Origin of the sequence: Natronorubrum halophilum (genome assembly GCF_003670115.1) — an archaeon.
In the GTDB taxonomy this organism is placed as follows: Archaea; Halobacteriota; Halobacteria; order Halobacteriales; family Natrialbaceae; genus Natronorubrum; species Natronorubrum halophilum.
On the sequence record NZ_QQTY01000001.1, the window covers coordinates 184,254 to 209,952 of the forward strand.

The 25,699-nt window shown below is 64.3% G+C and carries 27 protein-coding genes; 12 read left to right on the forward strand and 15 right to left on the reverse strand.

Features of this window, described 5'->3' with window-relative positions:
- Positions 1-88: 88 nt before the first annotated feature.
- The 3 genes from DWB23_RS00870 to DWB23_RS00880 form a co-directional block, all read right to left on the reverse strand.
- Positions 89-688: an HD domain-containing protein gene (locus tag DWB23_RS00870; RefSeq protein ID WP_121740925.1), complete on the reverse strand. Its 600-nt coding sequence runs from the start codon at positions 686-688 to the stop codon at positions 89-91.
- A gap of 5 nt (positions 689-693) precedes the next feature.
- The gene (locus DWB23_RS00875) at positions 694-1,410 is read right to left on the reverse strand and encodes an EthD domain-containing protein (protein WP_121740926.1); all 717 of its coding nucleotides are present in this window, start codon (positions 1,408-1,410) and stop codon (positions 694-696) included.
- Positions 1,411-1,511: 101 nt separating this feature from the next.
- A complete protein-coding gene (locus tag DWB23_RS00880; RefSeq protein ID WP_121740927.1) occupies positions 1,512-1,979 on the reverse strand; it encodes a VOC family protein in 468 nt (155 codons plus the stop codon).
- A 118-nt stretch (positions 1,980-2,097) separates the two neighbouring features.
- Here DWB23_RS00880 and DWB23_RS00885 point away from each other — a divergent pair, with 118 nt between their 5' ends.
- The 4 genes from DWB23_RS00885 (at position 2,098) to DWB23_RS00900 (ending at position 7,322) form a co-directional block, all read left to right on the forward strand.
- Positions 2,098-2,421, forward strand: coding sequence for an EthD family reductase (locus DWB23_RS00885; protein ID WP_121740928.1), 324 nt, complete (start codon positions 2,098-2,100; stop codon positions 2,419-2,421).
- Positions 2,418-4,121, forward strand: a complete 1,704-nt coding sequence (locus tag DWB23_RS00890; protein WP_121740929.1) for a thiamine pyrophosphate-binding protein — start codon at positions 2,418-2,420, stop codon at positions 4,119-4,121. Before DWB23_RS00885 ends, DWB23_RS00890 begins: the two co-directional genes overlap by 4 nt.
- Positions 4,122-4,217: 96 nt before the next feature.
- On the forward strand, positions 4,218-5,183 hold the full coding sequence (locus tag DWB23_RS00895; protein ID WP_121741880.1) for an NAD-dependent epimerase/dehydratase family protein: 966 nt from the start codon (positions 4,218-4,220) through the stop codon (positions 5,181-5,183).
- Between the two features lie 114 nt (positions 5,184-5,297).
- Entirely contained in the window at positions 5,298-7,322 is a 2,025-nt protein-coding gene (locus tag DWB23_RS00900; protein ID WP_121740930.1) for a primary-amine oxidase, read from the forward strand.
- Positions 7,323-7,595: 273 nt separating this feature from the next.
- On the opposite strand, the gene DWB23_RS22775 is transcribed toward DWB23_RS00900, so the two are convergent.
- Positions 7,596-7,772 (reverse strand): hypothetical protein, encoded by a 177-nt coding sequence (locus DWB23_RS22775; RefSeq protein ID WP_162989716.1) that lies wholly within the window; start codon positions 7,770-7,772, stop codon positions 7,596-7,598.
- Between the two features lie 96 nt (positions 7,773-7,868).
- On the opposite strand from DWB23_RS22775, the gene DWB23_RS00905 reads away from it, so the two are divergent.
- Complete coding sequence (locus DWB23_RS00905) at positions 7,869-9,143, forward strand: M24 family metallopeptidase (RefSeq protein ID WP_121740931.1); 1,275 nt, start codon at positions 7,869-7,871, stop codon at positions 9,141-9,143.
- A gap of 409 nt (positions 9,144-9,552) precedes the next feature.
- Positions 9,553-10,560, forward strand: a complete 1,008-nt coding sequence (locus DWB23_RS00910) for an LLM class flavin-dependent oxidoreductase (protein ID WP_121740932.1) — start codon at positions 9,553-9,555, stop codon at positions 10,558-10,560.
- Positions 10,561-10,650: 90 nt separating this feature from the next.
- Here DWB23_RS00910 and DWB23_RS00915 read toward each other — a convergent pair whose 3' ends face one another.
- The 7 genes from DWB23_RS00915 to paaA all read right to left on the reverse strand — a co-directional run bounded on the left by DWB23_RS00915 (position 10,651) and on the right by paaA (position 15,254).
- A complete protein-coding gene (locus DWB23_RS00915; protein WP_121740933.1) occupies positions 10,651-11,037 on the reverse strand; it encodes a PaaI family thioesterase in 387 nt (128 codons plus the stop codon).
- A gap of 68 nt (positions 11,038-11,105) precedes the next feature.
- On the reverse strand, positions 11,106-12,386 hold the full coding sequence (gene paaK, locus DWB23_RS00920; RefSeq protein ID WP_121740934.1) for a phenylacetate--CoA ligase PaaK: 1,281 nt from the start codon (positions 12,384-12,386) through the stop codon (positions 11,106-11,108).
- Between the two features lie 145 nt (positions 12,387-12,531).
- Complete coding sequence (gene paaE / locus DWB23_RS22780; RefSeq protein ID WP_162989717.1) at positions 12,532-12,702, reverse strand: 1,2-phenylacetyl-CoA epoxidase subunit PaaE; 171 nt, start codon at positions 12,700-12,702, stop codon at positions 12,532-12,534.
- A complete protein-coding gene (gene paaD / locus DWB23_RS00925; protein WP_121740935.1) occupies positions 12,699-13,115 on the reverse strand; it encodes a 1,2-phenylacetyl-CoA epoxidase subunit PaaD in 417 nt (138 codons plus the stop codon). Before paaD ends, paaE begins: the two co-directional genes overlap by 4 nt.
- Positions 13,116-13,120: 5 nt before the next feature.
- Positions 13,121-13,993: a 1,2-phenylacetyl-CoA epoxidase subunit PaaC gene (gene paaC / locus DWB23_RS00930; RefSeq protein WP_121740936.1), complete on the reverse strand. Its 873-nt coding sequence runs from the start codon at positions 13,991-13,993 to the stop codon at positions 13,121-13,123.
- Entirely contained in the window at positions 13,993-14,310 is a 318-nt protein-coding gene (paaB, locus tag DWB23_RS00935) for a 1,2-phenylacetyl-CoA epoxidase subunit PaaB (RefSeq protein ID WP_121740937.1), read from the reverse strand. The genes paaC and paaB overlap by 1 nt, the downstream gene beginning before the upstream one ends.
- 2 nt (positions 14,311-14,312) lie before the next feature.
- Positions 14,313-15,254: a 1,2-phenylacetyl-CoA epoxidase subunit PaaA gene (gene paaA / locus DWB23_RS00940; RefSeq protein WP_121740938.1), complete on the reverse strand. Its 942-nt coding sequence runs from the start codon at positions 15,252-15,254 to the stop codon at positions 14,313-14,315.
- Between the two features lie 100 nt (positions 15,255-15,354).
- Here paaA and DWB23_RS00945 point away from each other — a divergent pair, with 100 nt between their 5' ends.
- Together DWB23_RS00945 and DWB23_RS00950 are read left to right on the forward strand one after the other, a co-directional pair.
- Complete coding sequence (locus DWB23_RS00945) at positions 15,355-15,993, forward strand: helix-turn-helix domain-containing protein (RefSeq protein ID WP_121740939.1); 639 nt, start codon at positions 15,355-15,357, stop codon at positions 15,991-15,993.
- A 49-nt stretch (positions 15,994-16,042) separates the two neighbouring features.
- Positions 16,043-16,435: a PaaI family thioesterase gene (locus tag DWB23_RS00950; RefSeq protein WP_121740940.1), complete on the forward strand. Its 393-nt coding sequence runs from the start codon at positions 16,043-16,045 to the stop codon at positions 16,433-16,435.
- A gap of 51 nt (positions 16,436-16,486) precedes the next feature.
- Here DWB23_RS00950 and DWB23_RS00955 read toward each other — a convergent pair whose 3' ends face one another.
- From DWB23_RS00955 to DWB23_RS00970, 4 genes are read right to left on the reverse strand one after another with little or no spacing between them, the layout of a single operon-like run.
- Complete coding sequence (locus tag DWB23_RS00955) at positions 16,487-17,209, reverse strand: ABC transporter ATP-binding protein (protein ID WP_121740941.1); 723 nt, start codon at positions 17,207-17,209, stop codon at positions 16,487-16,489.
- Positions 17,206-18,006: an ABC transporter ATP-binding protein gene (locus tag DWB23_RS00960; protein WP_121740942.1), complete on the reverse strand. Its 801-nt coding sequence runs from the start codon at positions 18,004-18,006 to the stop codon at positions 17,206-17,208. Before DWB23_RS00960 ends, DWB23_RS00955 begins: the two co-directional genes overlap by 4 nt.
- Positions 18,006-19,967 carry an ABC transporter permease gene (locus DWB23_RS00965; protein ID WP_121740943.1) on the reverse strand — a complete coding sequence of 654 codons (1,962 nt, stop codon included), beginning with the start codon at positions 19,965-19,967 and terminating at the stop codon, positions 18,006-18,008. The genes DWB23_RS00960 and DWB23_RS00965 overlap by 1 nt, the downstream gene beginning before the upstream one ends.
- Positions 19,968-19,997: 30 nt before the next feature.
- Positions 19,998-21,263, reverse strand: coding sequence for an ABC transporter substrate-binding protein (locus DWB23_RS00970; protein WP_121740944.1), 1,266 nt, complete (start codon positions 21,261-21,263; stop codon positions 19,998-20,000).
- A 328-nt stretch (positions 21,264-21,591) separates the two neighbouring features.
- Between DWB23_RS00970 and paaK (DWB23_RS00975) the strand changes: the two genes are divergently transcribed.
- The 4 genes from paaK (DWB23_RS00975) to DWB23_RS22785 all read left to right on the forward strand — a co-directional run bounded on the left by paaK (DWB23_RS00975) (position 21,592) and on the right by DWB23_RS22785 (position 25,660).
- Entirely contained in the window at positions 21,592-22,878 is a 1,287-nt protein-coding gene (gene paaK / locus DWB23_RS00975; protein ID WP_121740945.1) for a phenylacetate--CoA ligase PaaK, read from the forward strand.
- Between the two features lie 131 nt (positions 22,879-23,009).
- On the forward strand, positions 23,010-23,468 hold the full coding sequence (locus DWB23_RS00980; RefSeq protein ID WP_121740946.1) for a MaoC family dehydratase: 459 nt from the start codon (positions 23,010-23,012) through the stop codon (positions 23,466-23,468).
- A 776-nt stretch (positions 23,469-24,244) separates the two neighbouring features.
- A complete protein-coding gene (locus DWB23_RS00985; protein ID WP_121740947.1) occupies positions 24,245-25,096 on the forward strand; it encodes an alpha/beta fold hydrolase in 852 nt (283 codons plus the stop codon).
- Between the two features lie 39 nt (positions 25,097-25,135).
- Complete coding sequence (locus DWB23_RS22785; protein WP_137288507.1) at positions 25,136-25,660, forward strand: winged helix-turn-helix domain-containing protein; 525 nt, start codon at positions 25,136-25,138, stop codon at positions 25,658-25,660.
- The last annotated feature ends 39 nt before the right edge of the window (positions 25,661-25,699 follow it).

Genomic DNA, 25,699 nt, shown 5'->3' on the forward strand with positions numbered 1-25,699 from the left:
AAGCTGTTCCCGTTACTCGAACGACCGACGGTTTCGTTCGCATCGTTCGAACCCCGTCAGCGTCGGTGCGCTGTCACGGTCGATCCGGCTACGAGGTCTGGGAGTAGGTTTCGACCCACTCCTGTAGCGTGATCCCCATCGTCGCCTGCGTGATGGCGTTCGACGAGGCGGAGTTCGCGCTCTTGACGAGTTCGGCCTCGAGCGTCCGTTTGGGAACTTCCCCGAGGAAATGCGGGATCGCCCGCTGGACGGCCAGCGGACAGCCGACCTCGTGGGCGAGCGCGTAGCCGGAGATGGAGTGGGGGATCTCCTCGCTGACGTAGCGCGGGTCGGGGTCGGCGAGCGCGTCGTCGTCCACGAAGTCGGGGTACTCGTAGCACTTGCCCACGTCGTGGAGGAGGCACGCGGCCGCGATCGTATCGGTGTCCGGGTCGGCACCGTGAAATTCCCGTTGTTCGCGGGCCGACTCGAGCGCGATGCGGGTGACGCCGCGGACGTGCTCGACGTTCGTGACCTCGTGGATGTTCCAGGCGTAGGGAACGTCCTCGACGTCCCGCCAGCCGCCGCGTGTTAGTCCGAGGGTCCACGCCTCGACGACGCGGTCGCGCAGGTCGTCGTCCTCGATGCGCTCGAGTTCCGGAAAGGCGTCGCGGACCTGGCCGTTGAAATCGATATCTGGCTCCGACATGGCGATCAGCGCTCGTCCGTGACGAGGCGTTCCCGGCCGATGAGTCGCGGCCGTTCGTCGATCGCGAGGAAGTTATCCACGTCCTCGCGGGCCTCCTTCGCCTTGCCCTTCTCGGGATCGTAGTCGCGGGAGCCTTCGCTACCGAGCGCGTCGTACAGCTTCTCGAGGTCCTCGAAGTACAGTTCGGCGACACCGTCGAACTCCGCGTGTTCGGGGTCGGTCGGCAGGATCGTGTTGTACTTTACGACGCCCTCGATCTCGCGGGCGATCGGCGTGTGATTGGTCTGCCAGTGGTCGACGAACTCCTCGTGACTCATCCCCTCCTTTCGGACGAGAAACACCGAGTGTTTGTACAGGCCGTCGGTGTCGCCGTCGACGTCGTCCTTTTGAACGATCTCCTCGCCGATGAATCGGGGTCGCTCCTCGATCGCGAGGAAGTTATCCACGTCCTCGCGGGCCTCCTTCGCTTTCCCCTTCTCGGGGTCGTAGTCGCGGGAGCCTTCACTACCGAGCGCGTCGTGGAGCGCCTCGAGGTCCTCGAAGTAGAGTTCGGCCAGGCCGTCGAACTCGGCGTGGTCAGGTTCCGTCGGCAACACCTGCTGGTAGCGAACCACCCCCTCGATCTCGCGGGCGATCGGGGTGTGATTCTCGTGCCAGTAGTCCACGAACTCGTCGTGGGACAGCCCGTCCTGACGAACCAGTAACGCGACGTGTTTGTACATCACCGGCGTGTTTTCCGTACAGCGGCATAAATGGTGAGGCCCGTGTGCAGTGTGCACGATATCGGGAGTCGGATGGGGCACTCGAGTGCGGAATCACCGCCTCAGAGCGACTCGCCGCCGACGAACAGCCGGTGGCCCGCCTCCCGGTGCTCCGCGTAGCCATCGCGGTACTCCATGAGTTGAAACAACGCACCGGTCGGGTTCGACGGCGGGACGAACGCCTCGCTCCAGTGGTCGAACTCGGCGTAGTCGGCGACCGGGACGTCGTGTTCCTCCAGAACGCCGACCGCTCGCTCGAGGTCGTCGACCTCGAGCGTGACGTGGTGGAGGCCGGGACCCTGGCGCTCGAGGTAATCCGTCAGGAACGACTCCGAGCCGGGAGCAGGGGCGATGAGCTCGAGTCGGGAGGCGTCGCCGAGGACGTACGTCGCCCAGGTAAACTCGCCGTACTCGCTCGCCTCCTGGTGGATCTTCTCGCAGCCGAGGGCGAACAGCAGCGCTTCGGCGTCGTCGATCGATTCGACGGCGATGCCGACGTGGTCGACGCGCATCGCTGGCAGCTTGGACATACCGCAGACACTTCGATCCGCGCACATAGCTGTTTGGTACGCGCACACGATTACCGCGACCACTGTGGACACACCGCACCGATAGAACAAAGTCGGCGGGTGCCAACAGTGGCGATGTATGATAACACTGGTCGAGTTCCTCGTCCGGGACGACGAGTACAGCCACGACGAGTTCGCCGAACGGTGGCAGGGCGACCACGCCGAGATCGCCCGCGACCTGCCCGGCCTGAAACGCTACAGCACGTCGGTTCCGGTAAACCCCGACGACGCCGAGTACGACGGCGTGCTCCAACTGAGGTTCGAGGACGGCCGCGCGCTGAACGACGCGTTCGACTCCGGCGTAGGCGAGGAGGTCGTGGCCGACGCGGCCGAGTTCACCGACCCCGGCGCGGGGCCGCGAATGGTCGTCGAAGAGACGGTTCACCTGGACGCCGACGAATGACCTCGACAGCGTCCGCACTCGTCGAGATCCTCGATGACCTCGGCGTCGAGTACGTCTTCGGTTACCCGGGCGGCCGGGTCATCGAACTGCTCGAGGCCCTCCCCGACTCCGACGTCGACCTCGTCCGGCCGCGGGACGAACGCGAGGCGAGCGTCATGGCCGAAATGCACGGTCGACTCACCGGAAAACCGGGGGTACTCGCCGGACAGGGACCCTGGATCGGCAGCCTCGGACTGATCGGCCAGATGGAGGCGCGGCTGTCCTCGTCGCCGATGGTCGTGCTCACCGAGGCCTCCGAGCGCGGCGAGTACTCGACGCTCGCGCCGTACCAGCAGGCCCGAGGCGATTACGGCGGGTTCAGCCTGCCGAAGATCCTCGACGGCGTCACGAAGGAGTGGTGGTTCCCGCGCACGCCGGTCGAGACGCTGCGCTCGACGCAGCTGGCGTTCAAGCACGCCGTCGCCGGCCGGCCCGGCCCCACCGCGGTGATCCTGGACGGGAACGCGATCACCGAGGACGTGCCGGACGATCCCACGCCGTCCGCGTGGGACGCGCGGGAGCAAACGCGAACGTGGAACGCCGCGCCGACCGCGAGCGACGTCGCGGCGGCCGCGGAGGCGCTCCAGGCAGCCGAACGCCCGGTTATCGTCGCGGGTAACGGAGTTCATGCCGCGGAGGCGTACGACGAACTCGAGGCGGTCGCCGACGCCTACGACTGCGCCGTCGTCACCTCCTACCTCGGGAAGTCGACCTACCCCGAGACCGGCGAGCGCGCCGCCGGGGTCATGGGCTCGTTCGGCCACGAAGGGGCGAACCGGGTCGTCAGCGAGGCCGACGCGCTGCTCGTCGTCGGTTGCCGGATGAACCCGATGGACACCAACTGGCAAGCGCCGGAGTTCATCCGACCCGACGAGCAGACGATCATCCATGCCGACGTCGACACCCGCAACGCGGGGTGGGTCTACCCCGCCGACGTGGGGCTGATCGGCGACGCGGCGGAGAGTCTGGCCGCGCTCGTCGACGCGGCCTCGAGCGACGCGTCCAACGGCTGGGCGAAAGAGCGAGCGGCCGAGGCTCGAGAGTGGTTCGACGTCCCCGAGTGCGAGGACGACTCCGCGCCGATCAAACCCCAGCGCGCCGCAAAGGAGATACAGGCCGTCGTCGACGAAGAGACGATCGTTACGGCCGACTCCGGGAACAACCGGTTCTGGCTGCTGTACTACCTCCAGACGCCGGCGGTGCGGACGTACTTCGGGAGCGGCGGCGTCGGCGGGATGGGGTGGGCGAACCCGGCCGCGGTGTCGGCGGCGCTGACGACCGACAGGGACGTGATCGCGGTTGCCGGCGACGGCGGGTTCTCGATGACGATGAACAGCGTCGAGACCGCCGTCGAGGAAGGCGTCGCACCGACGTTCGTCGTCCTGAACGACACCAGCCTCGGGATGGTCCGCCAGATGCAAGCCGAGGACGGCGACATCGCCGGCGTCGAGTTCCACGACACGGACTTCGTCAAGATCGCCGACGCGTTCGGCGCGGTCGGCCGACGCGTAGCCGATCCCGGCGATTTAGCCGGCGCACTCGAGGCGGGCAAAGCGGCCGACGTTCCCCACGTGATCGACGTGCGAATCGACCGCGAGGAGGACATGGCCGCCACGCTGGCTTCCTCGTTCTACGAGTCGGTCGGAGGACTGCATGAGTAGCGAGTCCCGGTGGAGAGACTGGACGGAAACGAATCGGATCAGCGCGGATCGAACGATCACCAATCTATACATGACCGAGTCGAATACGAGGAACACATGACCGACGAAACGACGGTACTGGTAACCGGCGGAACAGGCTTTATCGGTTCCTACGTGGTACAGGACTTGCTCGAGCACGGCCATGACGTAGTCGCATACGATCTCTCGACGGACACGGAGATCCTCGAGAAACTCGGCGTGGCCGACGACGTCGAGGTGCGACGCGGCGACGTCTCCGAGCCGACCGACGTGATTCGGGCGATCAAGGAAACCGGAACGACCCGCATCGTTCACCTCGCCGCGCTGTTGACGACGACGGCGCGCGAGAACCCGCGTGCGGCGGCCGACGTGAACGTCATGGGGACGAACAACGTCTTCGAGGCGGCCCGCACGCTTGACGACCAGATCGAACGCGTCGCATGGGCCTCCTCGGCGGCGGTGTACGCGCCGCCCCACAACTACGACGCGGAGTGGGTCGACGAGACGGAACTCGTCTATCCCGACACGCTCTACGGTGCGACGAAGGAGTACAACGAACACCAGGCGCGGGTCTACCACGAGGACTACGGCCTCGATCACGTCGCGCTCCGGCCGACGGTCGCCTACGGCCCGTACCGCGAAACCGGCGGCTCGGCGTTCCTCGCGAACATCATCGAGAAGCCCGCGCTCGGCGAGCCCTACAGCGTCGAGTACGGCGATCAGGCGATCGACTGGCAACACGTCGAGGATATCGCCCAGGCGTTCCGCAAGGCGGCGTTCGCTCCTGCGGACGATCTCAGCCAGCGCGTCTACAATGTCCGTGGCGTGCTCGCGACCGTCCGCGAGGCCGCGGAGGCCGTCGAGAGCGTGCTACCCGACGCCGACATCGACGTCTCCGACGAGGGGGAACTCCCCTGGACCCAGAACCTCGATATGACGAAGGCCCAGGCGGACCTCGGCTACGAGCCCGAGTACGACCTCGAGACCGGCTTCCGGAAGTACATCAACGTGTTGCGGGCGGAGGCGGGCCTCGAGCCGGTGTAGCGTCGCATCTGTCGTCGAATGCCGTTTGACATCGCGGTAGATCGGACCGACTGGGCGCTCGAGCAACTGTCAGTGTTGAGAAGTTTCTTATAGCGAGTCGTGCAGTAATGTACCATGGTAACGGAAACCATTCCCGAGGCCGACCACCCGCTCGATCCGCTCGCACCCGCGGAGATCGAATCGACGTACGAAATCCTGACCGACGAGCGCGACGTCGGCACAGAGAGTCTCTGCATCAAGATCGAACTGGCCGAGCCGACGAAGGACGCGCTGGCGGCGTACGATAGTGGCGGCGACGCGCCCGACCGGCAGGCGCGGATCGTCATCCGGAACGGTACGGATCGGAAGACGATCGAGGCGGTCGTCTCGCTTCGGGACGAAACCGTGGTCTCCTGGGAGCACGTCGAGGGCGCACAGCCGTCGATCGCCATCGAGGAGTTCGTCGCCTGCGAGGAGACGGTGAAGGCCAACGCGGAGTGGCAGGAAGCGGTCGAGCGACGCGGCGTCGAAAACACCGACCGGGCGATGGTCGATCCGTGGTCGGTCGGCCACGACTTCGTGCCGGAGGACGTGGACCGGTCGAAACGGCTGGCTCACGGACTAACGTTTCTTCGTCCGAGCGAGGAGGCCGGCGACGAGGGGTACGCGAAGCCGCTGACGGGTATCCACACGTTCGTCGACCTCGACCGGATGGAGGTCGTGAAGGTCGTCGACTACGGTCCACCTGACGAGGACGAGCCGCTTCCACCGAAGGGGATGGCCTATCGCGAGGACGACGTCGACCTCCGTGACGACCTGACGCCGTACAACGTGAATCAGCCCGACGGTCCGAGCTGGAGCGTCGACGGCCGGAAACTCGAGTGGCAGGGGTGGCACATGCGCGTGGGCTGGACCCAGCGCGAGGGACTCGTGCTCTACGATATCGGCTACGAGGACGACGAGGAGGTCCGCTCGATCATCGACCGCGCCTCCTGCGCCGAGATGGCGGTTCCGTACGGCACGACCGATATCAACGATCGGTTCAAGAACGCGATGGACGTCGGCGAGTACAACATCGGCCGCCTCGCCAAGTCGCTGACGAACGGCTGTGACTGCCTCGGGCACATGCACTACTGGGACGCCGTGATGAACACCGCGGAGGGCGATCCGAACGTGCTCGAAAACGCCATCTGTCTCCACGAGGAGGACAACGGCACGCTCTGGGAGCGCAGCGACTGGCGGACGGAGAGCGACGAGGTCCGGCGGCGGCGTCGGCTCGTCGTCTCCTTCGTCGCCGCCGTGGGCAACTACGACTACATCTTCAACTGGTACTTCTACCAGGACGCCTCGATCGAAGTCGAGGTTCGCCTGACCGGGATCGACAGCGTCTCCGCGGTCGGATCGGACGAGGATCCGTCGGGGTACGGAGAACTCGTCGCGCCGCAACTCGCCGCACCGATCCACCAGCACTTCTTCAACTTCCGGCTCGATATGAACGTCGACGACGGCCCGAACACGCTGTACCGCGTCGAAAATCAGCAGGTTCCGTCGGGTCCAGACGGACTCGATCCGATGGGCGAGGCCGACGACCGAACGCACAATCCCGGCGGCAACGCCTTCTACGCGAAGCGCGAGAAACTGACCAGCGAGACGCAAGCGAAGGATCTGATCGACTCGCTCAAGGGCCGATACTGGAAAGTCGAGAATCCGACCGCGGAGAACGGCCTCGGCAAACCGACCGGCTACCGGCTCGTGCCCGGTGACAACGTCGAGGCGGCGGTGCAGTCTGACTCGAGCGTGATGAACCGCTCCGGATTCATCGAGTACCACCTGTGGGCGACGCCGTTCCGCGAGGACGAGCGGTATCCGTCGGGGCGGTACCCGAACCAGCACCCCGGCGGCGCGGGACTGCCGGCCTGGACCGAGCAGGATCGCGACCTCGAGCGCGAGGACCTCGTGTGCTGGTACACGCTCGGCGTGAATCACGTGACGCGACCCGAAGACTGGCCGATTCTCCCGGTGCAGGTCTACAGCTTCAAGCTCCAGCCGGCGAACTTCTTCGACGAGAGCCCGGCGATCGACGTCCCGCCCCAGAACGCGATCGAGGGCCAGAACGTGCCGGGTCACGGCGGCTGCGAGGCGGACGCCGACGACGACTGATCGTCGGCGGATCGACGCTCTCCCCGCGATTTCCATTCCCGTGGTGGCGCGCGCTGAGCCGTGGTGAGTGAGTAGCGAACCACGGCTCGACAGCGCGCGAGGGATGAGTGAGCGAGCGCAGCGAGCGAACGAATCGGTTGGGGAGGACGTGGTGCTCATCGTTGCCAGCAACTGCAGTACGTCCTGTTCTCTCACTTCCAACTCGAGCAGTTCCCACCCGGAACTCGAGCGAGCCGTCCGCTCGCGTTCGTACCGCAGCGGACAGATACGCTACTATCGACCGAGGATCCGCTCGATCTCGTCCCCGTCAAGGAAGTCGATCAGATTCGCGTCGCCGTCACGGTACGCTTTGAGCTCCGAGTCGGTCAGCTTCCGTTCGATCTCTCCGTCGTCCAGGCGCGACTCGAGCTGTTCGTCGATGTCTTCGGGATCGTAGCCGGGAATGGGCATGCGTATTCGTAGCATTCGGGCGGCCTTATAGTCCGGTGTCCGTCGCCGGTCGCCGCCAGCGGTACGATTTAGTGGGTTGCAGTGATACGTCAGCGCATGACGTTCTACGAGCGGGAATTTATGGAAGGCACGCGCGGCACGCAGGCCGTCGACTGGGAGCAGCGGATCGACACCCGACGGCTTCGCGAGGAACGAAAAGAGAAGGCCCTCGAGCGCCTGCGGGAGACCGACCTCGGTGCGATACTCCTCGTCTCGGACCCCAACATCCGCTACGTGACGGGGCTGGCGATGACGGGCGGCAGCGGCGCGGACCACTACACTCTCCTGACCGAAACCGGCGATATCGTCCACTGGGACACCGCGGACCACGCGAGCAACCAGCGGTTCAACTGTCCCTGGCTGCACGACGTCCGTTACGCCTGTCCCGGACTCGGAAACGTCCCGCGGGCGTCCGGCCGCGACTCGGCTCGCGACTTCCTGCTCTCGACGATGGCCGAGGGCGTCGCCGAGGCGGCCGAGGAGTACGGCGTCGCCGACGAGACGCTCGGCGTCGACGTCGGCAACCGAGGGCTGCTCGCCGCGCTCGAGGATCAGGGCCTCGAGACCGACGTCGAGGCCTGCAACGCGATCATGGAGGACGCCCGAAAGGTCAAGACCGAAGACGAGATCGAGTGCTTGCGGATGGTCGCCTCGATCTGCGAAGCCGGCTTTCAGACCATCAAGAACGCCGCGGAGCCGGGGAAACGCGAGACTGAGGTCTGGGGCGAGGCCGTCCGCGAACTGTGGCGTCACGGCGCGTTCGTCGGGGGCGGCTACCTCACGTCCGGACCGAACACGTGGCCGAAACACCAGGCCAACACCACCGATCGGGCAATCCGGCCGGGCGACCTGGTCTACGCCGACTTCTACAACGTCGGCTACCTCGGCTACCGGTCGTGTTACTACCGCACCTTCTCGATGGGCGAGCCGACTCAGGAGCAGCGAGAGGCCTACGAGACGGCTCGAGACAACCTCTACGACGTGCTCGAGCGCATCGAACCCGGGGCGACGACGGACGAAATCGCTCGAGGGTTCCCCGACATGGAAGGCGAACACGCCGACTACTACGACGCCGACGAACACTGGCAGATGACCACGAACCACTGGGCGCACGGGCTCGGGCTCCAGCTGTACGAGGTGCCGCTGATCTGGCGCGGCCTCTCGCCCGATCACCCGATCGAGATCGAGGAGGGGATGACGATGGCCGTCGAGACCCAGGAGCCGGCCGGTCGGCAGGGCGTCCGCGTCGAGGAGATGGTCGTCGTGCGAGAGCACGGCGTCGAAATCCTGAGCCAGTGGCCCGTCGAGGAAATCACCGTTATTGACCATTAGCGTCGCTCGTACGACTCGACTTGATTTGACCCCCCTCGATATCACACGAGTCAACGACACCACGAAAGCCCCTGGCACTCTCGCTGGTTGCGACTCGCTGCGGTCCTCGCCCTTCGGGCTGCGGTCCTTATGTCGTCTCACACAGCGAGAGTGCCAGCCCCTTTCATTCCCACCCGCGGTGGCTTGCCCGACCAGCCGGTATGGGTGGGAATGAAAGGGGCTGGAACCGTCCGGGAAGACGGACGACGTAAGCACGCGACCGAAGGGAGCGCGCGCAGCGAGTCCATCGACCGGACGGTTCCAGGGGCTTTCGTGGTGTTCTCAACGGCGATGCGTACCACCAAACCGAGTCCTGTGACTGATAATCGACGTACCAACAATTAAGCCGGTCACACTGAATAATACGAGTATGAAACTCGGGACGGGCCTGTTCACCGCCCAACGGCGGCCCGACGACGATCGCGACTCGAGCGAGCTGTACGACGAGATTCTGACGCTGACCCGCGAAATCGAAAACGCGGGGCTCGACAGCGCGTGGGTGTCGGAGCACCACTTCGCCGCCGACGGGTATCTCTCCGGGACGATGCCGACCCTGGGGGCGATGGCCGCCGAGACGACCGCCCTCGAGATCGGCAGCTGCGTCGCGCTCGGCCCGCTGTACGATCCGATTCGTCTCGCGGAGGACGCCGCGACCGTCGACCTGCTCGCGGACGGACGACTAACGCTCGGGCTGGCGATCGGATCGAATCCGCGGGAGTTCGATGTCTTCGGCGTTCCGCGGGACGAGCGAGCCGATCGCCTCGAGGATCTCGTCCCCTTCCTCCGGGCCGGCTGGAGCGCGGGCGACCTCGAGTACGACTCGTCGTTTCACGACGTGCCGACGGACGTCTCGATCACGCCCAAGCCGCCCGGCGAGTCGGTGCCGATCGTGCTCGGCGGCGGCGCGAAACCGGCGGTCCGGCGCGCCGCGCGAACGGCTGACGGCTGGTGTGCCCCGTCATCGCTCTCCGTCGAGGGCGTCCGCAAGCGCGTCGAGGATATCCGTCGGGTGCGCGAGCAAGAGCGCATTCCGAGCGACTGTACGATCTACGCCCTCCAACACGGCTGGGTCGGCGACTCCCGCGAGGACGCCTGGGAGACGATGCGCGACGGCTACTTCTACATCCAGCGGCGCTATCAGGAGATCTTCTCCGGCGAGTCCGTCGACGAACTCGAGGCCGAACGCAAGGCGGAACTGAAAGAACAGGCGATCTTCGGCACCCCGGAACAGGTGGTCGACGAACTCGAGCGCTATCGCGACGCCCTCGGCGACGAGAGCCACTTCATCTTCCGGACCTACTATCCGGGCGTCGGGACCGACGAACTGATCGACTGCGTCCATCGGCTCGGAAACGACGTCGCTCCGGAGCTCGAGTGAGCGAGGTGGCGGTCCGATCTAGACGACGATAACGCGGAGCGGGAGCAGTACGCGACGATAAAAACGGCGTCGAAGGGGACACGACGGATGTTACCCGGTCTTGTAGACGCCACGGGCGTCCGCGATGTGGGTATCGTCGTCTTCCGCGTAAACGTCGACGTCGACGACGCCGACGTCGCTGCCACAGCGAACGACGTCCGCTTCCGCGTAGAGGTCGCCCGTTCCGGCCGACAGGTAGTCGATTCGCATGTCGATCGTCGGCACGGGCTGGTCGACCATCGAGACCAGCGCCGCGCCGCCGACGGTATCCGCGAGCGTGAACGTGACGCCGCCGTGGGCCATCAACTGGTCTTCGTTCCACGAGAGTTCGTCACTCATCTCAAGGCGGCCCTCGGCGTGGCCGTCGGCGCAGTCGGTCACGTCGATTCCGAGCAGGGATGCGAAAGGCATCCCTTCGAAGAAGGCTTCGATATCCATACCAACAGTGGCTCACGAAGGGTAATAAATGTGGGAGATGGCACCGACGGACGCGACGCGCGGACCGCTCAGCGGTGATCGTAGACTCGTTTGACCTTCCCGACTTCGGTGCGTTCGATCGTGCCGTACTCGGCTAACTCGAGATCGTCGGGCGTAAACGAGAGCGCGTTCCCCAACCGGTCGAGGATCTCACTTCGAAGTCGGTCCCGGTCGCCGTCGAACTCGTCTTCCAGTTCGATCGTGAGCTCGAGGCGATCCAGGTTGTCGTCGCGATAGAGGTCGATGCGGTAGTAGGGGGCAACCGCGTCGAACTCGAGGACGACGGATTCGATTTGACTCGGATAGCAGTTGACGCCGCGGACGATGAGCAGGTCGTCGGCCCGGCCGGTGACGCCGTCCATGCGCGCCACCGTTCGTCCGCACGCGCACTGTTCGGACGTGAGCGTCGTGAGATCGCCAGTGCGGTACCGAAGCACGGGCAGCGCCTCCTTCGTCAGCGACGTCAGGACGAGTTCGCCCTCTTCGCCTTCGGGAACCGGCTCGCCGGTGTGGGGATCGATCACTTCGGGGTAGAAGTGGTCCTCCCAGATGTGCAATCCCTCCTGGGCCGCGCATTCGACGGCGACGCCGGGACCGATCAGTTCGGAGAGCCCGTAGTTCTCGTACCCTCTGACGCCGAGTCGCTCCTCGATCGCCTCGCGCATCGGTTCCGTACAGGGTTCGGCTCCGTAGAGCACCGTCGAGAGCGGGAGTTCGCGCGGATCGACGCCCATCTCTTCGGCCGTCTCGGCAAAGTAGAGGGCGTACGACGGCGTACAGCAGAGCGCGTCGCTCTCGAGATCGCGCGCGAGTTCGACCTGCCGCTGGGTGTTACCGCTCCCGGTCGGAATCACCGTCGCGCCGAGCGCCTCGGCTCCGGCGTGAAACCCCAGCCCGCCCGTGAACAGGCCGTAGCCGTAGGCGTTCTGTACCGTATCGCTCGAGTCGAGTCCCGCCGCGGCCAACGAGCGGGCCATCACCTCGTTCCACAGCTCGAGGTCGGCGTCGGTGTAGGAAACGATCTTGGGTTTCCCGGTCGTCCCCGAGGAGGCGTGGATCCGCCGGAGTTCGGCGTCGTCGACGGCGAACAGACCGTCGGGGTACGTCTCGCGGAAGTCGGCTTTCGTCGTAAACGGCAGGGACCGGATGTCCTCGATCGAGTCGACGTCCGCGGGAGATATCCCGGCGTCGTCGAGCGTCTCGCGGTAGAACGGCACGTTCTCGCGGGCGTACTCGACGATGTCACGAAGTCGGTCCGACTGCAACTCCCGCAGTTCGTCGCGAGATCTGTGCTGGGTAGTGTCTGCCATGTGCCCGTACTCGAGCCACGGTATCGAGTACCAAAGGTATTGGTTTTTCGCCGGGTTGGCCGTCAAGTGTCGGCTCCGAGAGCGGTAATCCGTTCGACCGCTCGCCGAACGTCGTCACAACGGAGCGCGACGGCAGGCGGTCGCCTCACTCGAACTTTTCGAACGGCTGGTCGCAACTGTTGCAGTAGTGCATCGACCGACAGAGCGACGGTCCCTTCGGGTGTTCGCGGACGGTATCGGTCGACTCGCAGTAGGGACACTCGGCACCCGTCGCGTCCCCGCTCGTCGTGACGCTCGGATCGAGAGTCCGTCTCATATGCTGAGCCCGAACTCCCGCAGGTCGTCTTTGCCTTGTTCGGTCACCATGTCGACGGTCCACTCCGGACTCCAGACGAGTCGCAACGCGGCGTCCTTCACGCCGTCGACGGCGGCGACCGCGTCTTCGACGTCCGTCGTGAGCATGTCTCGAGCGGGACACCCCGAGTAGGTGAGCGTCATGTCGACGGTCACGACGCCGTCGTCGACGCCGACGCCATAGATCAGGCCGAGATCGACGATGCTGATCGGCATCTCCGGGTCTTCGATCCCGTAGAGGGCGTCCCACACGTCGGCCGCGAGGCCGGTCGCGTCGTCGCCGGTCGCGGGGAGGTCGTCGCTCGCCTCGCCCGCGCGGTAGTCGGTGTACGCACAGGGCGTGGCGTCGGTGTCGTCGGATATGTTGCTACTCATTACGGTTACTCCGGTTTGTCCATGATTCTGGTCGTCTCAGTGCGCCCGAGGTCGCTGTAGGTGTGCGTGAACTCGTCGTAGAGGTCGACCCACGCGTCCGTGTGGGTGCCGTCGCGACCGCGCTCCTCGGGGAGCATTTCCTCGGTCACTTCGAACTCGAACTCGTCGTCTTCGTCGTCCACCCGGCCGTCCACCGGCACCTCGAGGCCGAGCGACTCGAGGTACGGAACGACGATCGAGAGCCACTCCTCGCCCATCTCCTCGAGGGTCGCGTCGCGGAGGCCGAGGTCGACGATGTCTTCCTCGACATCGTGATCGACGGGCTCGAACAAGGTGAGTGCGTGCGGGAACAGCCGATCGAGTGCCTTCTGGAGGCGCTCGTGACTCTCGCCCTCGTCGGCGAGCCGTTCGAGCCAATTCTGGGCGTGCTCGAGGTGGTACTCCTCCTCACTCTGGATCTTGCCGACGCGATCGGCGATCTTCGGGTGGGTGGAGTCGACGAGCGCCTCGAGTCGGATCTCTTCGGCGACGTCGTACAGGTACGACCGGAGGATCGCGTCGGCCCAGTTACCCTCCTCGAAGGGCAGTTCGACGAGCGTGCTGTGCCGGAAGTCCGCGGGATCGCGCTCGTACACCAACTCCCGCTCCTCGAGGCCGACGTCGCCGAGGACGTCGTACCACAGGCGGGCGTGGCCGAGTTCGTCCTGGGCGATGTTCGCCAGCGCGAGGTCGGACTCGAGGCTCGGCGCGCGCACTTGCCATTCGGTGTAGCGCTCGGCCAGCACGAACTCGTCGTCGGCCAGCCGTTTCAGCAGCGTCTCGAGGGCGACCCGCTCGCGCTCGTTCAGTTCCTCGGGGTTCTCGAGGTTCGTCGCCATCAGTCGTCACCCCGCTGTCTCTCGGCGGTCGCCTGCTCGCCTTCGGATTCGACGACCTCGCGGGCGTCCTGGCCGGTCGTGTTGTACGCCGTCGCCCAGCGGTAGGCCTTGTCGGTCGTGCCGCCGAACGCGACGTCCTCGCTGTCGATCTCGCCGACCTCGTCCCGCGGGACGACCCAGAGGCTGTTGGTCGGCTTGCGTCGGCCGTGCTGGATGGCGGCGAACTGCTTTGCCATCTCGCGGTCCGGCGCGTGGACGTTGCCGCAGTGGGTGTGGTAGCCGCCGGTTTTCTCCTGACGGAAGACTTCCCAGATCATGATCAGTCGGCCGCCTGCGGCGCGTGGCCGCCGGCGGCGGTGGCGTCGCTCTCGATCGTGTCGCGGACCCACTGGACGGCCTCCTGTGCGGCCTTGCGGCCGTTGATCTGGCCGAGCCCGGGTTCGTAATCGTTCTTCGCGATCGTGAAGAACTCGTCCCAGTCGAGGTCGCCCTCTTCGACCTCGTAGGTGCCGTCGTCGCGCTCGCGGATGCGTGGCTCGTCGGGGATCTCGAGGCCGTACTTTCGCGCTTTGGGGATGTACTGATCAAGGAAGGCGTTGCGAAGTTCGTCGTTGGACTGCTGTTTCAGGCCGACGGCCGACGCGAAGTCGTGGTGCGTGCTCTTGTCGTCGGTCGGGCCGAAGAACTGGATGATTCGGGGCCACCACTCCTCGAAAGCGTCCTGGGTCATCTCCTGTTCTTTTTTCGATCCCGACATGAGTTCCCGGAGGATGTCCTCGCCGTGTTTGACGTGGAACCCTTCCTCGAAGCACACCTTGTCCATCGCGTGGGCGTAGGGTTCCCAACTCGTCCGTCGGAGCGTCGCCTGCCGGCGCATCGCGGCCCCGTCGACGAAGAAGGCGATCATCGGCGTCTCGACCCACTCCTCCATGGGGTAGTGAAAGCAGTTGAGGAACTTCCCGTCGCCATTGGCGAGGTCGTCCAGCATCTCCTCGCGGGTCTTGATGCCCAGCGACTCCGCGGCGCGGTAGAGCAACTGCCCGTGGCCGATCTCGTCCTGAACCTTCGCGGAGCACGCCAGTTTTCGGTCGATACTCGGGGCTTGCCGGATGAACGGACGCTCCAGGTACGCGCCCATGATCTCGCTGTTCGCGTGGAACTCGATCATCCGAGTCGCCGCCTTCCGGTACTCCTCGGGAAGGTCGTCGGCGGGGCTGAACTCCCGGGGCCCCGCTCGGTCTTTGACTGTGTCCAGATCCATTGTTTCATCCGAATGAACGGTGGATACGCCCTTAGGGGTTAACCGCCATATAACGAGGTTTTAAATAGTGGTGGCTGGTAACGAGGACCATATACGCCGTATGATCGACGAATGTCTCGCGGTCGAATTCCGGGTTCAGAACGACGATTGCCCGCTTTCGGAGGCGACACGAGCGGTCGACGTCGAGATCGGTGCCCAGCCGCCACAACACCGCAGCGACGGCTACGATCTCCTCCAGTTCGGGTCGCCGAAGAGCGACCGGCTCACGCGCATCCTCGACGACGACGATCGGATCTCGTACCTGCACGTCTCGAAAACCGACGGTCGCTACCGGTATCGCTGTCTGTCCAAGGAGCCGTGCGTCGTCCACCGACTGATCGACGGCGGCCTCATCGTCGAGACGCTGCGGTACCGCGACGGCGCGGCGATGATCTTCGGCGCGGTGGTCGGCCGCGACGTCCTCAAAGGCGTCATGGAGGCGGCCGGCGAAACCGTCGGGGTCAAACTCGAGCGCGTGTACCCCCTCCAGTCCGAAGCGAAGGAATCGCCCAGCCATCGGTGGGATCTCACGCCGGCCCAGGAGGAGTGCATCCGCGCGGCCCTCGAACTGGGCTACTTCTCGATTCCGCGAGAGACCACGTCGGAGGCGGTCGCCGACGAACTCGGCATCAGCAAATCGGCGTTTCTCGAGCGACTCCGTCGCGGCGAGGCGGCCCTGTTCCGACAGCTATTCAGCTAGCGTGTCGGCTCCGACAGATACTTTTACTCGCAGGGAGGTGTGGTATCGCATGGCAGACACCGAGACCGTTCGACGGCGCATCGAGAGCGACGCCTACTGCGAGACGCTCGGGATCGACCTCGTCTCCCTCGAGCAGGGTTTCGCGGAGACCAGCCTCGAGGTCACCGACGACCTGACGAACTTTCACGGGACGCCCCACGGCGGAGCGATCTACTCGCTCGCCGACGCGGCCTTCGCCGCCGCCTCGAACGCCGAGGGTGAGACGGCGGTCGCACTCGAGACGAACATCTCGTATCTCGAGGCCGTCGACGTCGGGACCGTGCTGACCGCGACGGCCGAGGAGACCCACGGCGGCGAGCGAACCGCCGAGTACGAAGTCGTCGTCGCCAACGAGGGCGACGACCGGATCGCGACCTTCCGCGGACGGGTGTACAAGCCGTAGCGTTCGCGGCGAACGAGCGTGAAAAACAGGGCGGACCCGTCGACCCACTCCCTACGCGGTGACGCCGAGGTACTTGTCGAGGATCTCCTCGTCGTTTCGGAGCGCTTCGGAGGTTCCCTCGTAGACGACCTCGCCCTGATTGATGACGTAGTTTCGATCGGCGAGTTCGAGACAGACGTGGACGTTCTGTTCGACCAGCAAGACGGTGATCCCCCGTTCGTTGAGTTCCCGGACGATGTCCATCACGTCCCGGACGATGTAGGGGGCGAGCCCCTCGGTCGGTTCGTCGAGCAAGATGAGATCGGCGCCGCCGACGAGGGCGCGAGCGATCGCGAGCATCTGCTGTTCGCCGCCCGACAGCGACGAGCCAGCGTTTCCCGCCCGCGCCTGGAGGTTCTCGAACATCTCGAGCGCCTCGCCGACCGAGATCGAGTCGCTGTCCGGTGAGCCGCCGTAATCGGCGAGCTCGAGGTTTTCTCGGACGGTTAGCTCAGGGAAGATCTGGCGTCCCTCCGGGACGAACGCGAGTCCCCGTTTGGCCGTTTCCGTGGCGTCGAGGGCCGAGATATCCTCCCCGCGGTAGCCGATGTGGCCGTTCGTCGGGGTGAGAATACCCATGATCGTCCGGAGCGTCGTCGTCTTGCCCGCACCGTTGCGGCCGACGAGCGAGACGATTTCGCCCTCGTCGATCGACAGGGACAGCTCTCGCAACACCTGCGTCTCGCCGTATCCCGAGTCGATCCCGTCGACGTCGAGCAGCGGGTACGCACTCATTCGATCATCCCCCCGAGGTAGGCGTCCTGAACGTCCTCGTTCCCGGCGATCTCCGCCGGCGCGCCCTCCGCGAGGACTTCGCCCCGATTCAACACGGTGATGCGGTCGGAGAGTTCCATGACGAGTTCGATGTCGTGTTCGATGAGCAACAGCGTCTGATCGACCAGCACCTCCTCGATCAGGTCGATCGTCGCCCGGGTTTCCTCGACGCTCATGCCCGCCGTCGGTTCGTCGAACAGGACGAGGTCGGGTTCGGTCGCGAGGACGACGCCGATCTCGAGGCGACGCTTGTCGCCGTAGGGGAGCACGTCCGCCGTCTCGTCGGCGACGTCCGCCAGCCCGATGCGCTCGAGAACGCGGTCGGTTCGATCGTTCATCCCGTCGTACCGCCCGACCGGTTTGAACAGCGACTCGAGGAAGTTGTACTGGTCGCGGTCGAACGACTGGGCCGCCAGCCGAACGTTCTCGCGGACGGTGAGTCCGCCGAAGATGTTCGAGATCTGGAACGAGCGGCCGATGCCGCGGCGGACCCGTTCGGACGACGAGAGCGACGTGATATCCTCGCCGTCGAAGTGGATCGCGCCCTCGGTGACGGGGAGCGCGCCGGTGATGAGGTTGAACAGCGTGGTCTTGCCGGCGCCGTTCGGGCCGATGATGCTCCGGAACTCGCCGCGTTCGACCGTCAGATCGATCCGATCCGTCGCGGTGAACTGGCCGAACCGCTTGACCAGGTTTTCCGTCCGAAGAATCGGTTCTCCTGCGGTTCGCTGTCGCGTTTCGGTCGTTTCCATAGCCATTAATCGTCACCTCTGACGCCCGATTCTTCCGGCGTTCGGTCCGGCCCTGGTCCGGAGCCGCCCGTTACGTACGGGGCGAGTTCGGCCGGCAGCGAGACCAGACCCCGCGGGAGGAAGATCACGAACAGAACGAAGATCGTTCCGAGAACCAGCCGCCACCGAGCCGTAAAGTCGGTGAGAATCTCCTCGAGGCCGAAGAAGACGCCCGCGCCGATGATCGGTCCGTACAGCGTTCCCATGCCGCCGAGGATGACCATCACGATCACCTCGCCGGAGTGGAGCCAGTAGGCGAACGACGGCGTCGCGTAACCCGAGTTGAGGGTGAAGAGTCCGCCGGCCAGGCCGGCCAGCGCGCCGCTGATCACGAACGCGCGACGCTTGTAGACGTTCGTCTCGTAGCCGACGAACGTGGCTCGCTGTTCGTTCTCCCGGATCGATTTGAGCACGGACCCGAACGGCGAATCGAGCATCCGGCGAGTCAACAGGAACGAGGCGACGAGCGCCCCCAGCGCGATGTAGTAGAATAGCGACTGGCCGGTCAGCGCAACCGGACCGACGAAGACGCCGATGTCGTTGAGATCGATCCCCACTCCGGCGACCCCGTAGTACGTCGAGACGCCGAACAGCCCCTCGGAGCCGCCGGTGATCTCGAGGCGGGACAACATGTTGTAGAACAACTCGGCGAACGCGAGCGTGATCATCGCGAAGTAGACCCCGCCGACCCGGATCGAGAGGAAGCCGACGAACCACGCGATGGCCGCCGAGATGACGATCGCGAGCGCAATTGCGACGAAGGCGGACTGGCTCACGTGCAACAGCGCGATCGCGACGGCGTACGCGCCGAGGCCGTAGAACAGCGCGTGACCGAGCGAGACCAGTCCCGTGTAGCCCATCACGAAGTCCAGACTGAGCGCGAACAGCCCCCAGATGATGATCTCGACAACCAGCGTGACGGCGTACGGCGAGTACAGCGTCCCCACGCCGAGCGGCACCAGCGCCAACAGGCCGATCATGGCGATCCCCAGCCGTTTACGGGTCCGATTGTCGAGGAGTCCGCCGTCGGTACCGGTCAGCAAGTCGCCACCCTCCTCTTCCGTTTCGACGCCGAACAGTCCGCGGGGCCGGAGGAGGAGGACGCCGATCATCAGCAGGAAGATCACCGTCCCCTCGAATATCGGCGCGTACGTCCGCAAGAGCGTCTGGATGATGCCGACGGCGAGACCGCCGACGACGGCGCCCTTGAAGCTGCCCAGACCGCCGAGGACGACGATGACGAACGCCGGAATGATGACTGACATGCCCATCGAGGGGCTGACCATCTGGTAGCCGCCGAGGATGATCCCGGCGACGGCGGCGAGCGCCGCGCCCACGCCGAAGACCAGCGAGTAGTACCGGTCGATGTCGATCCCGAGGTTCCGGACCATCTGGCGATCCTGCGAACCGGCGCGAATAATCAGTCCGTACTTCGTGTACTCGAGGGACGCCCAGACGGCGAACGCCATCACACCGCCGAAGACGATGATGAACGCGTTGTACACGCTGGCGTTGACTCCGAGCACGGTGATCGACCCCGTAAGAACCGCCGGAATGGGGAGACTGACGCTCCCCGGTCCCCAGACGAGGTAGATCAGGTCGTTTATCACCAACACCAGTCCGAACGTGAGCAGGATGTGATACAGCGGGTTTCGCCCGTACAGCGGCCGCACCGTGTAGCGTTCGATCGCGACGCCGACGATACCGACGAGCAGCGGCGCGACGAACAGGGCGGCGAAGAACGCCATCCCGCCGAACGGGGCGATCATCGCCAGCGCGAAGTACGCCCCCAGCGCGAACAGTTCGCCGTGTGCGAAGTTGATGACGTGCATGACGCCGAAAATGACGGAGAGCCCGGCGGCTAACAGGACGTACACGACGCCGATCGTCAGTCCGTCGACGAGTGGTTGTAAGAACGCGGTAGTCATTGATTTCGGACCTGGAGATCGATATCGGTACTACAGTTCACAGCCCGTTTCCTCACAGTCGGGTGCGGCTTCTTCGCCGGACAGCTCCGTGAGGAGTTGGACGTCGGCGAGTTCGCCAGAGTCGGGTTCGACGCACTCGCCCATCCAGACCGGGTTCATCGCCTGGTGATCGCACTCGCGGAACTCGTTCGGGCCGAAGATCGTGTCGTGGTCCATCCCCGAGAGCGTCTCGGCGACCGTCGTCGGGTTCCGAGAGCCGGCTTCGCGGATGCCGTTTGCGACCATTCTGATCGACTCGTAGCCGACGCGCGAGAAGTTGTCGGGCGGATCGCCGTACTCGCTCTCGTAGGCCTCGACGAACTCCTGATTGCTGCCGGTATCGAGATCCGGAACGTACCGGACGCCGCTGTAGGTGTTGTAGGCCCCAGTGCCGGCACCCCCCAGGACGGCGCGGAACGATCCGGTCGTCGTCACGATCGGAATCTCGTCCTGTAATCCGCGCGAGCCGGCCTGCGAGAGGAAGATGGCGAGGTCAGCGCCGGTCATCCCCACGACGAGCGCGTCGGCCTCGTCGCTGACGTCCGCGATCTGGCTGATGAACGCCTCGAAGTTCGTCGACCCCGGATCCGACCGCGTCACGCCGACCTGCTCGTAGGAGTCGCTGATCGACTCCATTCGCGTCTCGACCTCGTCGAGGACCGAGTCGCCGTACGCGTAGTCGGCGACGTGGTAGACGATCCGGTCGCCCAACTCGTCGGCGGTCCACTGAGCCATCACTTCCGCGATCTGTGCGGTGCTCGTCTCGAATCGGAACACGTACTCGTTGCAGCTCTCTCCCGTGATCGACGTGTCCGCCGCTCCCGGCGTGTAGACGACTTCGTTCTCGAGGGCGAAGTCGTTGATCGCGAGCGCGACCGAACTCGAGATGCAGCCGGTGATGAACTGCGCTCCGTCCGACTCCACCGCCTGTCGGGCTCGCTGGGTCGCCGTCGCCGGATCGAGTTGGGTATCGTACTCGTTGTACTCGATCGTAAAGTCGTACTCGTCACTCTCGTTGATCTCCTGAATCGCGAGTTTGGTCCCCTGGTTTCGTTCCGTGGCCAGTTCGGTGAACTCTCCCGTAGTTGGCTCGAGGACTCCGAACTGCACCGTATCGAAATCCTCGTCGTCTCCGCCACCCACCTCGTCGGGATCGCCGATACAGCCGGCTAATCCGGTAATTCCAGCAACACCACCGACGGTAATCGCTTTGAGAAGCTCGCGTCTCCGACCCTGTGATTTGCCACCTCGACTCATACCCCCAGTAGAGTGTACCCGACCATAAAAATCGACCCCGTTTTATGGCGGTTTTATAATATAATACTGGCAACAGACCGACGTACCGTCGCCTCTGCCTGTGGGTTTGTGACAACAGTTATGAATTACTCGGATCGAGTTGACGACTCCGTCCGCATCCGGCGGAGAGCGGTTCGGTTCTCGACCGACGGGTCGGATCTCGAGTCGGTCGTTCGGAGCGGTTCCTCGAATTCGATCTCGATCGCGTTCTTTCGATCCGGATGGCGGTCAGTGATACGTGTACACACCCCATGATTTTTATCGAGGCACTCCGGATTGGTGGACGAGGATGAGCGATACGCCAATAGAGACAGCCCCTCGGACGGAGATTCGAGAGCTGCAAAACGAACGGCTCCGTGAAACGGTCCGCAACGCCTACGAGAACGTCGACTACTATCGGGCGGAACTCGATGCTGCGGGAATCGAACCCGAGGACATCCAGACTGTCGACGACGTACAGAAGCTGCCGTTCACGACGAAAGAGGACTTTCGGTCCGAGTATCCCGACGGCCTCTTCGCCGTTGATGACGCCGATATCCGCCGAATCCACGCCTCCTCCGGCACGACCGGCAAGCCCAAGATCGTCGCCTACACCGAGAACGACCTCGACGTCTGGAGCGAGGTCGTCGCGCGCTGTCTCGCCGCCTCCGGGGTGGAACCGGGCGATACGGTGCAGAACGGCTACGGCTACGGGTTGTTCACGGGCGGCCTCGGCCTCCACTACGGGATCGAAGAACTCGGCGCGACGGTGATTCCGATCGGCGGCGGGCAAACGCAACGACAGGTGGAACTGCTACAGGACCTAGAGAGCGACGTCCTCACGTGTACCCCGTCGTACTCGCTGTATCTCGCGGAGACGGCCGAGGAGATGGGTATCGACATCACGGACCTTCCGGTGTCGACGGTGATCTTCGGCGCGGAACCCTGTACGGATCCGATGCGCGAGGAGATCGAAGAACGCCTCGACGTCACCGGTATCGACATTTACGGGCTCTCGGAGATCATCGGTCCCGGCGTCTCCAACGAGTGCCACGAGGCCCAGGAGGGATTACACATCTGGGAGGATCACTTCTACCCCGAAGTGATCGATCCGCGGACCGACGAGCCGGTTCCCGAGGGCGAAGAGGGCGAACTCGTCCTGACGTCGCTCACGAAAGAAGCCCTGCCGGTGTTCCGGTACCGCACCGGCGACCTCACGACGCTCACGTACGAGGAGTGCGAGTGCGGGCGAACGATGGCGCGAATGGACAACGTCACCGGTCGGGCCGACGACCTGCTCATCGTCCGCGGCGTCAACTGCTACCCCAGCGAGATCGAGGCCGTCGTCCTCGAGTTCGACGCGGTCGCCCCCTACTACCGCATCGACCTCTATCGCGAAGATAACCTGGATCGCCTCGAGCTCACGATCGAGCGCGAACCCGGCTTCGACGGTGACACCGCGGACCTCCGAGACCGCATCCGGACCCGGCTATCGAACGTCCTCTCGTTTACGCCGGACGAACTGGAGATCGTCGGCCCGGACAGCATCGAGCGGACGGAAGTCGGGAAGGTAAAGCGGGTCTACGACCACCGGTAATCGCTTCGCACCCGCGAGGGGTCACCCGCGGCGATCAGAGAGGGATATCCTCGTTGCAACTCAGTCACCTCTCCGTCTCCGATTCTCGGAGGCGAGGTAAACTATTTGTATCACCATTGGGATGTTCACGTATGGCATACAGCTACGAGCCACATTACTTCGAGGACTTCGAAGCGGGACAGGAGTTCGAGAGCGTCGGCCGAACCGTCACCGAATCCGATTTCGTCATGCACTCCGCGCTGAGCGGCGACTGGACGGAACTGCACACGAACAAGGAGTACGCCGAGGACGGTCCCTTCGACGGGCGAATCGCCCACGGCCCGATGACGTTCGTCCAGGCGACCGGCTTCGTCTACCGGACCGGGATCGTCGAGCGGACGGCGTACGCCTTCCTCGGAATGAACTACATGGATCTTCCCAACCCCGTCTACATCGGCGACACCCTCTCGCTCGAGATAACGGTGAGCGAAACCAAGGACATCGACCGCGAGGACTCGGCGATCGTCGTCCTCGACACGGAGATGACGAATCAGGACGACACGGTCGTTTTCCAGGGCGATATGAAGTTCCTGATCAAACGGCGCGAGTAGCGCGGGGATCGAAACGGTTCCGACGAGCGTCGGACGGTTCGTCGCGTTCCCGGAGAGCCGTCGGTGTCGGATCCGACTCCGTCGATTCGCTGTGATGATCGGCCGCGTCTTCGGTGCAACACGGGGCCGCTCGGATCGTCGCTCGAGACCGGTTGTCTCCTCTCCAGAAATTAGCAGTAGCCATAGATACCAATGTTGGTGACAGGATTTCGGATTTCTCCGTGGTTTGTACCGATGATGACCCAGCGTGTACCGTTATCCCGACCACGACGGCCGGTGAGTAGAAATCGTCAAAATGAGTATCGACATTGTGTGTCTCCAGGAACTCTATCTGTAACGATATATCGCGTATTTCCACACAAAGTATCGGTATCTCCGATACGCGTCCCTCTTGGCGCGTGACTTGATCACAAACTGTTCTCGTCGTTCCGAGCGTAAATCGGGATAAGTCCGGAACGGCCATAAATATCAGATATAATAGATTAGGGTGCACAGTTCAGCGATCAGATGGTTATACTGGTCGCCTCCTGTGCGAGGAATCGTCTCGGTACTCCCTCGCCGCTCGGAACACCTTCCCAAACAGACTTTACATTGGAAACTAAATCCGAGGCATGGCTCGGGTGGAACCGCAGTGGGTGCTCACTGATTACCGCGATCCGGAACCGCGTCGCGACCGTGCGATCGGACGCCTCTCTCGACGAACGACCGCTCTGCAATCCGGTGAGAGGAACGCCGATCGGTCATCGGCCGTCCGGAACGCGGACGGAGGTGCCTAGATGGTCAGCCACGACACCTGGAGCAACCAACAGTCGAGCACGGCGGTCATCGTCGACGGTCACGACCTCGAGGTCGCCTATCACGAAGCGGGTCCCGACGATGACGACGCCGGCGGCGACCCGCCGGTCGTCTTCCTGCACGGCATTCCGACCTGGTCGTTCCTCTGGCGGGACATCGTTCCCCCGGTCGCCGAAGAGCATCGGACCATCGCGCCCGACCTGCTGGGCTACGGCAACTCCGCGATGCACGACGGGTTCGATCGGTCGATCCGCGCCCAAGAGCGGCTTCTCGAGGCGCTCCTCGAAGACCTCGGGTGCGAGACGATCGCGCTCGTCGCCCACGATATCGGCGGCGGCATCGCCCTGCGATACGCCGCGCACAACCCCGAGTCCGTCGAACAACTCGTCCTTTCGAACGCCGTCTGTTACGACTCGTGGCCGGTGGAGTTCATTTCGACCCTCGGGCTTCCGAAGACCGCCGCTCTCGAGCGATCGGAACTCGAGGCGCGCCTCGAGTCGGCGTTCGTCGACGGTGCGTTCGGCGAGGCCGATCCCGAGTTCGTCGAGGGAATGAAAGCGCCGTGGCTGACCGACGAGGGCCACGTCTCGCTCGTCCGGAACGCGGTTGCGACGAACACGAACCACACGACCGAACTCGACTACGAATCGATCGCCGCGGAGACGTTGTTGCTGTGGGGCGAAGACGACGTCATGCAGCCGTATCGGTACGCCGAGCGGTTGGCGGACGACGTTTCCGAAGCCGAACTCGCCCCGCTATCGGACGCCTACCACTGGGTCCCCGAGGACCGACCGGGCGTCTACAGCGATCGGCTGCTCGAATTTCTAGAATAAACAGATGCAAACCACTGAACCACAGAGAGAGACGAGACCATGACTACCGATAAATCACCGAACTGGGACTTCAAGGATCGCGATATCGCGATTCTGTGCGAGCTGTCGAACGATCCACAGCTTTCCTCGCGGGAGTTGACGGGCGTTCTCAAATCCGAGTACGACATCGACGTCTCGCACGTGACCGTCAGCGAATCGATCAGGCGAATGCGCGACGAGGGCGTCTTTCGGGAGGCGATCATCCCCAACGAGGAGTACTACACGTTCGCGCTGTTCGAGTTCAAGTTCAACACCGAACACTTCGCCGACAACTGGCGAGAGACGATGGAGTACATCAAGGGAGACAAACACACCCTGTTTTTCTTCCTCTCGGACGGGGAGTACCAGTGGAAGACCGTCATGATGTTTCGAGACCGCCAGCGGATCTCGAGGTGGATCCACGACTGTTACAAGGAACACGGCAGCGTCATCGCGAACATCCGCAACTCGGCGGTCCACAACGTCCTGAAGTTCCAGACCGATCCGCGAATCTACGAGGATCTGCGGGACGAACAAACCGAGTAGCCCCGCGTTCGGTACCGACGCTCGAGCGATCGGAACTGT